Annotated in this window: 10 protein-coding genes; 6 read left to right on the top strand and 4 right to left on the bottom strand. The window is 68.9% G+C overall.

All coding sequences use genetic code 11. The features are described from left to right. The first annotated feature begins 145 nt into the window (after positions 1-145). The 5 genes from AWC08_RS06115 to AWC08_RS06095 are packed head-to-tail and all read left to right on the top strand — an operon-like array spanning position 146 to position 5937. On the top strand, positions 146-1228 hold the full coding sequence (locus AWC08_RS06115; protein ID WP_083271091.1) for an AraC family transcriptional regulator: 1083 nt from the start codon (positions 146-148) through the stop codon (positions 1226-1228). 34 nt (positions 1229-1262) lie between these two features. Then, complete coding sequence (locus AWC08_RS06110) at positions 1263-2744, top strand: flavin-containing monooxygenase (protein ID WP_069433341.1); 1482 nt, start codon at positions 1263-1265, stop codon at positions 2742-2744. Beyond that, on the top strand, positions 2741-4459 hold the full coding sequence (locus AWC08_RS06105; RefSeq protein WP_069433342.1) for a GMC oxidoreductase: 1719 nt from the start codon (positions 2741-2743) through the stop codon (positions 4457-4459). Before AWC08_RS06110 ends, AWC08_RS06105 begins: the two co-directional genes overlap by 4 nt. A 1-nt stretch (position 4460) precedes the next feature. Beyond that, positions 4461-4997, top strand: a complete 537-nt coding sequence (locus tag AWC08_RS06100) for a hypothetical protein (protein WP_069433343.1) — start codon at positions 4461-4463, stop codon at positions 4995-4997. Between the two features lie 4 nt (positions 4998-5001). Then, the gene (locus AWC08_RS06095; protein WP_069433344.1) at positions 5002-5937 is read left to right on the top strand and encodes a beta-keto acid cleavage family enzyme; all 936 of its coding nucleotides are present in this window, start codon (positions 5002-5004) and stop codon (positions 5935-5937) included. Here AWC08_RS06095 and AWC08_RS06090 read toward each other — a convergent pair. Both AWC08_RS06090 and AWC08_RS06085 read right to left on the bottom strand, forming a co-directional pair. Then, positions 5866-6360 (bottom strand): DUF302 domain-containing protein, encoded by a 495-nt coding sequence (locus AWC08_RS06090; protein ID WP_083271092.1) that lies wholly within the window; start codon positions 6358-6360, stop codon positions 5866-5868. The two genes, AWC08_RS06095 and AWC08_RS06090, sit on opposite strands and share 72 nt — an antisense overlap. Continuing rightward, complete coding sequence (locus AWC08_RS06085; RefSeq protein ID WP_069433345.1) at positions 6360-7535, bottom strand: thiolase family protein; 1176 nt, start codon at positions 7533-7535, stop codon at positions 6360-6362. Before AWC08_RS06085 ends, AWC08_RS06090 begins: the two co-directional genes overlap by 1 nt. A 97-nt stretch (positions 7536-7632) precedes the next feature. Here AWC08_RS06085 and AWC08_RS06080 point away from each other — a divergent pair, with 97 nt between their 5' ends. Further along, a complete protein-coding gene (locus AWC08_RS06080; protein WP_069433346.1) occupies positions 7633-8112 on the top strand; it encodes a winged helix-turn-helix transcriptional regulator in 480 nt (159 codons plus the stop codon). Between the two features lie 79 nt (positions 8113-8191). Here AWC08_RS06080 and rsgA read toward each other — a convergent pair whose 3' ends face one another. Together rsgA and aroA are read right to left on the bottom strand one after the other, a co-directional pair. Next, complete coding sequence (rsgA, locus tag AWC08_RS06075; RefSeq protein ID WP_065133616.1) at positions 8192-9172, bottom strand: ribosome small subunit-dependent GTPase A; 981 nt, start codon at positions 9170-9172, stop codon at positions 8192-8194. Then, positions 9169-10446, bottom strand: a complete 1278-nt coding sequence (gene aroA / locus AWC08_RS06070; RefSeq protein WP_142283430.1) for a 3-phosphoshikimate 1-carboxyvinyltransferase — start codon at positions 10444-10446, stop codon at positions 9169-9171. The genes rsgA and aroA overlap by 4 nt, the downstream gene beginning before the upstream one ends. Positions 10447-10467 lie beyond the last annotated feature (21 nt).

Below are 10467 nucleotides of genomic sequence, written 5' to 3'. Positions count from 1 at the left end.
CGCCGGCGGATGCGGGTAACCACTTGGCATTGCAACTCCTAAGATCCATGTTGTTGCAATGACCGTATGAATTTGCCACGCCAAATGCGACTGCAGCGTCACGCTCGGCGCCAGGCCGGTTCGCCCGGGCGGCCATACTGGTCTAGTGCAGGTGTTCGTCGGCTCCCGAGTGTCGCACTGGGATTTTCCGCGGACTACCGCCAGCGTCGCCCTGATGGCCGAATTCGGTCGCCAGAACGGGCTTTCCGTCGCTGACGTACTGCAGCGTTCCGGTGTGTCGGAGGCCGACCTGCATGACCACGAGCGGATGATCCTGGGCCGCCAGGAGCTGGCGGTCGCAACGAATCTGGTGAACCTGCTGGGCAACCCCGCGGATCTGGGGGTGCGGGTCGGCCGCAACTACTACGTCGGATCGTTCGGCATCTTCGGTTTCGCCTGCCTGACCAGTTCGACGCTGGGCGACGCCGTCCGGTTCGCGGCCCGCTACTACGACCTGAGCTACGGCTTCTGCCTGCCTACGGTCACGGTGGAAGGTGCGGAGGTGGCGCTGCGGCTGGACCTGCCGGACCTGACCGGTCCGGTTGCCGAATTCCTGATGCGGCGTGACCTGGCCGCGATCGCCCGGGTGATGTCGGAGTTGCTGGGCAGTCCCATCCCGTTCACCTCGATCGACTTCGCCGGCCCGGCGCCCGCGTCAGGAGACGCCGCGGCCCGCGACGCATTCGGTCTGACGCCGGGTTATGACTCGCCTGCGACCGTGGCGCGCTGGCCGGTGGGTTTGCTGGACAACCGGTTACCGCAGGCCAGCGAGATGAGCAGGGTGATGTGTGAGCAGCAGTGCCAGGCGCTGCTAGAGCGCCGCCGCCAGCGCACCGGGGTCGCCCGGCGGGTGCGCGACCGGCTGGCGTCGATCAACGGCGAGCCCCACACGATCGGGGCCGTTGCCCGGCACCTGGCCATGAGCGAGCGCACGCTGCGCCGCCGGCTGGCCGAGGAGAACACGACGTTCCGGGAGCTGGTCGAGGAGGTGCACCGGGTGCTGGCCGAGGAGCTGCTGGCAACGGGCGCGCTCTCGGTGGAGGACGTCGCGTTGCGGCTCGGCTACGCGGAGGCGACCAGTTTCATCGCCGCCTTCAAGCGCTGGACGGGGACGACGCCGGCCCGCTATCAGCGGTCGGTGGCCCCGCGTTTGGCCGGAATCATGGATTTGCCGACCGCAATCGGCTGACACTTCGTTGTTGTTGGCCCCTAACGTCGGATTCATGACATCAACACCTCGCGTTGTGGTGATCGGGGCCGGCTTTGGTGGTCTCGCCGCCGCCTACGAACTGTCCAAGGACGGGCTTGCCGACGTCACGGTGCTGGAGAAGGCCGACGATATCGGCGGCGTCTGGCGGGAGAACACCTACCCCGGTGCCGCATGCGACGTCCCGTCGAACCTGTATTCGTACTCGTTCGCCCGCAAGACCGACTGGGGCCGCCGGTACGCCGAGCAGCCCGACATCCTGGGCTACATCCACGACACCGCGGACAGGTTCGGGCTGCGCGGCCTGGTGCGGACCGGCGTCGAGGTCACCTCCGCCAGCTACGACGAGAGCACCGCCACCTGGCGGGTGGCGACGTCGACCGGCGAGGTCTTCGAAGCCGACGTGCTCGTGCCGGCGGTGGGACAGCTGTCGCGGCCGGCGCTGCCGGACATCCCGGGACTCGACACATTCGCGGGCCCTTCGTTCCATTCGGCACAGTGGCGCCACGACGTCGACCTGACCGGCAAGCGGGTCGCGGTACTGGGCACCGGCGCGTCGGCCATCCAGTTCGTCCCGCGCATTCGCCAGAATGCCGCGCAGGTCACCGTCTTCCAGCGCTCTGCGTCCTACGTGGTGCCCAAGCTGGATCGCGCCTACACCGACTCGCACCACGCCGCCTTCGCCAAGGTTCCCGGATTCGCCGCCGCCATGCGCACCACGATCTGGGAAACCACCGAGCTGTTGGGCTTCGCGCTGACCAAGGCCGCGCCACTGGCGCGGGTGCTCAAGAGCCTCGCGATGTCAAACCTCAAGCGCCACATCAAGGATCCGGTGCTGCGGGCGAAGCTGACTCCCGACTATCCGATCGGGTGCAAGCGGGTGCTGTTCAGCAGCGAGTGGTACCCGGCGCTGGCGTGCGGCAACGTCGACGTCGAGACCGACGCGATCACCGAGGTGACGCCGACGGGGGCGCGGACCGCCGACGGCCGGCTGCACGAGGTCGACGTCATCATCTACGGCACCGGATTCAAGGCCACCGAATTCCTGGCCCCGATGACCATTACCGGACGCGACGCACGCGACCTGCACAGCGAGTGGGTCGAAGGCGCCCGGGCTCACCTCGGCATGGCCGTCCCCGGGTTCCCGAACATGTTCCTGATCTACGGCCCGAACACCAACCTCGGCAGCAGCTCGATCATCCTGATGATGGAGCAGCAGTCCCGCTACATCCGCCAGATCGTGCAGGAGCTGGCCCGCGGCGGGAAGGCCCGCGCGTTCGAGGTGCGGCGCGATGTCGAGCAGGCCTACGACTCGGGCGTGCAGTCCCGGCTGGAGCGCGGGGTCTGGACGACCTGTGACTCCTGGTACCGCGCCGAGTCGGGCCGGGTCACCACGAACTGGCCCGGACTGGTCCACGAATATCAGCGCCGCACCCGTTTCGCGGCTCTCGAGGATTACCACGAAGTTCTTCCGGTGCCGGCGGAGGTCAACGCGTGAGCGGCTTCGACTATGACGTGCTGGTGATCGGGTCCGGTTTCGGCGGCAGCGTCACGGCGCTGCGGCTGAGTGAAAAGGGTTACCGCGTCGGCGTTCTCGAAGCGGGCCGGCGGTTCCGGGACGAAGACTTCGCGAAGAACAGCTGGCACGTCCGGGACTATCTGTTCAAGCCATCGGTCGGCTGCTACGGCATCCAGCGGATCGACGTGCTGTCGGATGCCGTGGTGCTCAGCGGCGCCGGGGTCGGCGGCGGTTCCCTGGTCTACGCGAACACGCTGTACGAGCCCGGCGACCCGTTCTATAACGACCCGCGCTGGAGCGGCATCACCGACTGGAAAGACGAGCTCGCCCCCTGGTACGACCAGGCCACCCGGATGCTCGGCATCGAAACCTATCCGCGCACAACACCTTCGGACAAGGTGATGCTGCAGATTGCCACCGACCTCGGAGTGGCTGACTCCTTCCACGCCACCCGCGTCGGGGTGTGTTTCAGCGGTACGGACGGCCTGGCCGCCCCGGGGGCCCCGGTGGGGGACCCCTACTTCGGCGGTGCCGGCCCGGACCGCAACGCCTGCCTGCACTGCGGTGAATGCATGACGGGCTGCCGGCACAATGCCAAGAACACACTCGTCAAGAACTACCTGTACCTGGCCGAAAAGCTCGGTGCCGCAATCCATCCGCTCACCACCGTCGTCGACGTCCGGCCGCGCCGGGAGGGCGGGTACGACGTGGTGACGCGCCGCACCGGGAGCAAGCTGCGCCGGCGGCGCCGGACCTTCACCGCCGAGCAGGTGGTGTTCTCGGCGGCCGCGCTCGGCACCCAGCGACTCCTGCACCGGCTGCGCGACGGCGGCAGCCTGCCGCACGTCTCGCCGCGGTTGGGGGAGCTGTCGCGGACCAACTCCGAGGCGATCCTGGCCGTGCGGGCGCGCCGCGACGATGTGGACTACTCCGAGGGTGTGGCCATCACGTCGTCTATCCACCCCGACGAGCACACCCACGTCGAGCCCTGCCGCTACGGCCACGATTCCAACCTGATGGGGCTGATGGGCACCGTGCTGGTCGACGGCCTGGACGGCGTCGGGAAAAAGGGTAGGTGGCGTACCGGCCTGAAAGAGCTTGTGCGGCAACGCCGGGACCTGCGCCGCCTGCTCAATCCGAAGTGCTGGTCGCAGCAGACCATTCCGCTGCTGGTGATGCAGACGCACGACAATTCGCTCACCACCTTCACCCGGCCCGGGCTGTTCGGCCGCCGCATGGTGACCCGGCAGGGGGTCGGCGAGCCGAACCCCACGTGGATCCCGGTCGGCCACGAGGTCGCCCGGCGGGCCGCCGAGCACACCGACGGCATCGCCGGCGGCGCGTGGGCGGACCTGGCGGACATCCCGATGACCGGACACTTCATCGGGGGCTGTGTGATCGGGGAGACCGCGGCCGACGGCGTCGTCGATCCGTATCACCGCATGCACGGACATCCCGGGTTGCACGTGATCGACGGCTCGACGATCACCGCCAATCTTGGAGTGAACCCCTCGCTCACCATCACCGCGCTGGCCGAGCGTGCCGCGTCGCTGTGGCCGAACAAGGGCGAGCCGGACCCGCGGCCTCCGCTGGGCGGCGGTTATGTTCGCGTCTCGCCGGTGGCGCCGGTCAATCCCGCCGTTCCGGCGAGTGCGCCGGGCGCTTTGCGCTCAGACCGGGACTACGCTCTATAGCGTGCTCGCAGCGTTCGGCTTTGAAAACCTGGGTGTGGTCGTCGGCGACATGTACTTCGTCGACCCGTCCCCGATGAAAGGTCAGGAAACCCCGGAGCGGGGTGTGCGACTGGAACTGCGCCTGGTCGACCGGGCCGATCCGCAAGGGTCGATCTATGCCGGCATCCCGATCACCTTCACCCGGCCGGTGTGGCGGGTCGATCTGTTCGGCTCCACCGAGAGCCCGCCGGGGACGCTGGACCGGGCCCATCACCACCCCCGGTTCGACGGCTGGGAGCCCGGGCGCCGGCACTTTGTCCCCGAACTGTCCGCCGATCCGGTGTCCTGGCTGGCCGGTCAGCTGGCCGATCCGGCCGCGGTGCTGGAGCGCTCCGGCGTCGACCCGAGCGAGGTCACCGAGGCCGATCTGACCGGGTTGGCGGCGTCGGCACCCGAGATCGTCGCCACCGTCAAGCGGATGCTCGACGGGGTGCGCGACGGCCAGTTGGCGCCGTCGCCTCCAAAGCCGGTGGCCGCGGCCCGCACCGGCTGGCTCTGAATTCGTGGGTCCCGTCGTCATCGAGTGCGCCATCAACGGCGCCACTCCCAAGTCGGCCAATCCCCATGTGCCGGTTGAGCCCTCGGAGATCACCGCGGATGCGCTCGCCTGCATCGAGGCCGGCGCGGCCATCATCCACAACCACATCGACCGGTACGGGATCGGCGTAGCGGAGGCAGCGGAGCGCTACCTGCAAGCGTGGCGACCCGTCCTGGCGGCCCGGCCCGACGCCTTGCTGTACCCGACGATCCACTTCGGCGAGGGCTTCTCGATTTCCTACGAGCACCTCATCCCGCTTGCCGCGGCCGGGATGCGGGTCGGGCTCACCGATCCCGGCTCGGTCAACCTCGGCGGCACCGACGCCGACGGCCTACCTACCGGAGATCTGGTCTACCGCAATTCATTTCAGACGATCAGCCGGGCCTTCGAAATCTGCCGTGATGCGGGACTGGGCCCCAGCCTGGCCATCTACGAACCCGGCTTCCTGCGGACCACCCTGGCCTGGTGGCGCGCGGGGCGGTTGCCGCAGGGCGCGATGATCAAGCTCTACTTCTCCACCGAACTCGGTTATCTGGGTGCGCCTTTCGGGCTACCGCCGACCGAGCGCGCACTGGACGCGTACCTGGAATTGCTGGACGGGTGCGACATCCCGTGGGCGGTCTCGGTCGTCGGTGGTGATCTGTGCGCCAGCCCGGTGGCCAGGCTGGCGCTGGAACGCGGCGGGCACCTGCACCTGGGACTGGAGTTCTACCGCGGCGAGCGCACCCCGACCAACGTGGAGTTGGTCACTGAGGCCGCCGACCTGTGCCGGCAGGTCGGCCGCGCCATCGCCACGCCAGACGAGGCCGCGCAAATTCTGCGCCTGCCGCTACGAGCCGCCGGTCACCTTGGTGGCCAGCGCGGCCAGCTTGGCGTCGAGTTGCTCGGCGGCACTGAGTAATTCGGGATTGCGTTCGACAACCATCAGCGACGACGGCTTGACGTAGGTGAGGCTGCTGCCGTTCGGTTCGTCAAGGATCAGGATCTCGACCGGGGCGAACAAGCCCGCAGTGACGTCGTGGCGCAACATGGTGATGGCGATCAACGGGTTGCCCAGAATGACGCGCAGCGCCCGGCGTTCGATGCCCGCCTTGGCGATCCAGGCGCCATGGTCGACCAGCGCGAAAAGCATGAATCCGTGGGGGCCCTCATAGGATTCGACTCTGCGCGCGAACGACTCCCAGTCGTCTGACGTCCCCACGAGCTCCGCGATGGGCACCGGTTGGTCCCCGATGTCGGCCACCAACGCGGCGATCAGCTCGTCGTAACTCTTGGTGCTGTCGTAGCGCACCCGCACGCCGTTGAACGGGACGTCGCGTGCCATCAGCCAAGCCGCTCGATGATGGTGGCGTTCGCCATTCCGCCGCCCTCGCACATCGTCTGCAACCCGTACCGGCCGCCGCGCTGCTCCAAAGCGTTCACCAGCGTGGTCATGATGCGGGCACCGCTGGCGCCTAACGGGTGGCCGATCGCGATGGCGCCGCCGTTGACGTTGGTCTTGGCCAGATCTGCTCCGGTGTCGTGCGCCCACGCGAGGACCACCGGCGCGAACGCCTCGTTGACCTCGAACAAGTCGATGTCGGCCAGCGTCAGCCCGGCGCGCCGCAGCACCTTCTCCGTTGCCGGGATGACACCGGTCAGCATGTACAGCGGGTCCGAGCCCACCGCGGTCGCGGTGTGGATACGCGCCAACGGCTTCAAGCCCAGCTTCTCGGCGACGTCGCTGCTGGTGATCATCACCGCGGCGCTGCCGTCGGAGAGCGGCGAGGAGTTGCCCGGCGTGATCTGCCAGTTGATCTGCGGGAATCGCGCAGCCATCGGCTCACTGTAGAACGCGGGCTTGAGCCCGGCCAGCGAGTCCACCGAGGTACCGGGCCGGATGATCTCATCGGTGGAGAGCCCCGCGATCGGGATGAGCTCGTTGTCGAACAGCCCCTCCTTCGTCGCGCGGGCCGCCTTCTCATGGCTGGCGGCCGAGAACTCGTCGAGCTGGGCGCGGGAGAAACCCCACTTCGCGGCGATCAGTTCCGCGCTGATGCCCTGTGGCACCAGCCCTTCGGGGTAGCGCCGGGTCATCTCCTCGCCAAACGGGTTGCTGCCCGGTAGTACCGAGGTTCCCATCGGCACCCGGCTCATCGACTCCACACCGCCGGCGATCACGATGTCGTAGGCGCCGGCGATCACGCCCTGGGCGGCGAAGCTGATCGCCTGCTGGCTGCTGCCGCACTGGCGGTCGACCGTGGTGCCGGGCACCGACTCGGGAAAGCCCGCCCCCAGCAACGCGTTTCGGGCGATGTTGACGGCCTGGTCGCCGACCTGGGTGACGGCACCGGCGATGACATCGTCGACCTGCACGGGGTCGACGCCGGTGCGGGCCACCACCTCGCGCAGGCTGTGCGCCAGCAGGTCGGCCGGCAGTACGTCGTGCAGCGCGCCGTTGGCCTTGCCTTTGCCGACGGGGGTGCGAACAGCGCCGACGATCACGGCGTCACGGGTCATGGCTCCTCCTTGAGTCTCTGACAGCTGAGTATTGCTGTCTATACCCAGCTATAACAGCTGGGTATACTGAAATCAACCCAGTCCGGAGGTGACGTGCATGACAATGCTGCAGGGGCGGCTGGCCGATCGGGACTCGTGGTCGGCGGTGGGGGAGTGCGCGATCGAGCAGACCATGGCCGTCGTCGGCACCAAGTCCGCGATGCTGATCATGCGCGAGGCGTATTACGGCACCACCCGGTTCGACGATTTCGCCCGCCGGGTCGGTATCACCAAGGCCGCGACGTCGGCCCGGTTGGCCGAGCTGGTCGACCTCGGCCTGCTGGAGCGCCGGCCCTACCGGGAACCCGGGCAGCGCAGCCGCGACGAATACGTGCTCACCGAGTCCGGCATCGAGTTCATGCCGGTGGTGTGGTCGTTGTTCCAGTGGGGTCAGCGCCATCTGCCGGGCCGGCACCGGCAGCTGCGGCTCACCCATCTGGGCTGCCGGGCCGATGTCGAGGTCCAACTGCGTTGCGCGCAAGGTCATCTGGTGCCGCCGGACGAGCTGGGGATGCGGGTGGCCGGCCGCCAGGCATAAGCTTCCCTCCTGGCGCGAGCGTGCGCTCAATGCCAGTCGCAGCGGCGCGAGTGCACGCTCGCGGCAAACGGCGGCGGGGTCACGTCTCCCTGAGGGTGGCCAGCAGTCGTCGTGCGGCGGCGACGCGGCGCGGCGCCGCACCGGTCAACGCGTCCAGCGCGCACTCGGGATCGGCCGGCGGACCCATGTGCCCGCAGCCGCGGGGACAGTCTTCGATGGCTTCGGAAAGATCGGAGAACGCCTTCATCACGTCGTCGGGTTGGATGTGTGCGAGCCCGAAGGACCGGATGCCCGGGGTGTCGATCACCCAACCGCCACTGGCCAGTGGAAGCGCGACCGACTGGGTGGAGGTGTGTCGCCCGCGGCCGATATCCGTCACTTCGCCGACTGCCCGATCCGCTTCTGGCACAAGGCGATTCACCAGTGTCGACTTGCCCACCCCGGAATGTCCCAGCAGCACGGTGATCTGGTCGTCCAACAGGTCGGCCACCGCCAGCAGCGGATCGTCGACTCCGGCGGCTACCACCGTGAGGTCGAGGTCGACGAACTGCTCGGCGAACGGTTCGGGTGGCGCGAGATCGGTTTTGGTCAGACAGAGGATCGGCCGTAGCCCGCCGGCGTACGCGGCGATCAGCGCCCGGTCCACCAGCCCGCTGCGCGGCGGCGGGTCGGCCAGGGCCACCACCATCAACAGTTGGTCGGCGTTGGCGACCACCACCCGTTCGGTGGGGTCGGTGTCATCGGCGGTGCGCCGCAACACCGTTCGCCTCGGGCCGCGCCGCACGATGCGGGCCAGGGTGTCGGTTCGGCCGGACAGGTCACCGACGATGTCGACGTCGTCGCCCACGACGATCGGGGTGCGACCGAGTTCACGCGCCCGCATGGCGACGACGCGCCGCGCCGGGTCCCCGCCCAACACGCATCCCCACCGGCCCCGGTCAACGCTGACCACCATCGCGGACTCGGCGTCGGCGTGCTGCGGACGAGTCTTGGTCCGGGGTCGCGATCCCTTGCCGGATCGGACCTTGACGTCGGACTCGTCGTAGTCGCCAGGCCTCAATCGCCCACCATTTCACGCCACAGCCGCGGGAACTCCGGCAGCGTCTTGGTGGTGGCGCCGATGTCGTCGACCTCGACACCAGGAACCCGCAACCCCACGATCGCGCCCGCCATCGCCATCCGGTGGTCGGCGTAGGCGTGCCACAGGCCGGGCCGCAGTGCAGTCGCAGTGATCACCAGGCCGTCATCGGTTTCCCGGCAGTCGCCGCCGAGGCGGTTGATCTCGGTGCTCAGCGCGGCCAGTCGGTCGGTCTCGTGCCCGCGCAGGTGCGCGATTCCGGTCAGCTGGGAGACCGATCCCGGCACTGCGAGCGCCGCCAGAGCAGCCACCGACGGTGTCAGCTCGCCGACGTCGCGCAGGTCCACCGCGAAGCCCAGGTAGCCCTCGGAACCCCGTACCTCCAGGCATGAACCAGACTGTGCGACAACGGCGTTCGCCCTCTTCAGCACGTCGAGGATATGTTCGGCGGGCTGCACGCTGGTCTGCGGCCAGCCGGTGATGCGGACCGTGCCGCCGGTCACCACCGCCGCCGCGAGGAACGCGACCGCGTTGGTCAGATCCGGTTCCACCTCCCAGTGCCGGGCCCCGACCAGGCCGGGAAGTACCTGCCAGCGGTTCGCGACCGTGTCGTCGACGACGACCCCTGCCTGCCGCAGCATCGCGACTGTCATCGCGATGTGCGGCGCCGAGGGCAGCGACGCGCCGGTGTGCTGCACGGTCAGGCCTTCGGTGAACGACGCGCCGGACAGCAGCAGGCCCGAGACGAACTGTGAGGACGCCGAGGCATCGATGGCCACCGTGCCGCCGGCCACCGCGCCGCTGCCCTGCACCCGAAACGGCAGCCCCGAGCCGTCGACCGGGACACCGAGCCCACGCAGCGCATCCAGTAACGGCGCGATGGGCCGGGCGCGGGCCTGCTCGTCGCCGTCGAAGACGACCGGGGCGGCGCTCAACGCGGCCAGCGGGGGCACGAAGCGCAAGACGGTGCCGGCCAGTCCGCAGTCGACCCGGGCATCCGGTTCGGGGGCGATGTGGCCGCTGACCGTCAGGTCGGATCCGGAACCCTCGACGTGCAGCCCCAGTGTGCGCAGCGCGCCGATCATCAGGTCGGTGTCGCGGCTGCGCAGTGCGCCGGTGATGGTGGAGCTGCCCTGGCCCTGCGCGGCCGCCAGCGCGGCCAGGATCAGCGTCCGGTTGGTCTGGGATTTCGAGCCCGGAACGGTCACGGTCGCGTGCACCGGTGCCGGTGTGGACGGGGCCTGCCATGCGCTCACCGGTCCATCATCGCTTGTCGC

The organism is Mycobacterium gordonae (genome assembly GCF_002101675.1).
Taxonomy (GTDB): Bacteria; Actinomycetota; Actinomycetes; order Mycobacteriales; family Mycobacteriaceae; genus Mycobacterium; species Mycobacterium gordonae.
The sequence above is the reverse complement of the archived record's forward strand: the minus strand, read 5'-3'. Positions and strand labels throughout refer to the sequence as shown.

Coding starts and splice junctions, on each gene's coding strand:
- AWC08_RS06110 (WP_069433341.1), top strand. CDS start 1,263: ATGACATCAACACCTCGCGTTGTGGTGATCGGGGCCGGCTTTGGTGGT.
- AWC08_RS06090 (WP_083271092.1), bottom strand. CDS start 6,360: ATGGCACGCGACGTCCCGTTCAACGGCGTGCGGGTGCGCTACGACAGC.
- AWC08_RS06085 (WP_069433345.1), bottom strand. CDS start 7,535: ATGACCCGTGACGCCGTGATCGTCGGCGCTGTTCGCACCCCCGTCGGC.
- AWC08_RS06080 (WP_069433346.1), top strand. CDS start 7,633: ATGACAATGCTGCAGGGGCGGCTGGCCGATCGGGACTCGTGGTCGGCG.